The sequence below is a fragment of the Rhizobium sp. 2YAF20 genome, assembly GCF_052114685.1.
Taxonomy (GTDB): Bacteria; Pseudomonadota; Alphaproteobacteria; order Rhizobiales; family Rhizobiaceae; genus Rhizobium.
Genome location: NZ_JBFRFF010000131.1, coordinates 1 through 706, shown reverse-complemented (window position 1 = coordinate 706; position 706 = coordinate 1). Strand labels below are relative to the sequence as shown.

Genomic DNA, 706 nt, shown 5'->3' with positions numbered 1-706 from the left:
CGGAGGTCGTGGTGTTGATCAGTGCGTTGGTCAGGATCGACATGTTGCCGCCGGACTGTATGAGACCGGCAATGTTGACGACGGCGCCGTTGCGCTGACCGCCACCGGGCCCAGCAATAACGAGGCCGTTGCCGGAAAGGATGGCGCCCTGGTTGTTGGTAAGCGTGCCGCCGACGAACAGATTGGCGGTGTTGCCGGCAAAGACGAGGCCAGACGGGCTATTGTTGAAATCACCGGCAACGTTGAAGGAAATATTATTGCCGGCTGCAAATTGCCCGGTATTGCCGAGCGACGGCAGGTTGAGCGTCAGGTCGTGCGCGGCAAGCAGCGATGTGGCTGACGTCATGGCGAGGCTCGCGGCCGAGACGGTGATGTCGCCAGAGCCGCCGGCATTGGTGACAGTGCTGACCTGCGCGTTGGAAAGATCGGCGCTGCCAGAGAGGTTCAGCGCCAGCCCCCCGAAGACGAGATTGCTGCCGGCGAGATTGGCCGATGCGGCGTTGACAAAAAGCGTGCCGCCACTGGCGATCCGGCTGCCGCGGCTGCCGGACAGATCCAGCGCGCCGGTATTGAGCGTGAGGTTGCCGCCGACGCGAGTGGTGCTGGTATAGGCGATGGCGCCGGGCGCTGTGAGCGCGGCATTGCCGAGGCTCTGCAGGCTGTTATAGCCGATGTTTTGCGTGGCCGTGGCGGCAAGATTGCCGCC

At 63.7% G+C, this 706-nt stretch carries 1 protein-coding gene; it reads right to left on the bottom strand.

Going from position 1 to position 706, the window contains the following annotated elements:
* The coding region (locus AB4Z52_RS36240; RefSeq protein WP_442222619.1) for a hypothetical protein at positions 1-706 on the bottom strand (706 nt) is incomplete at both ends.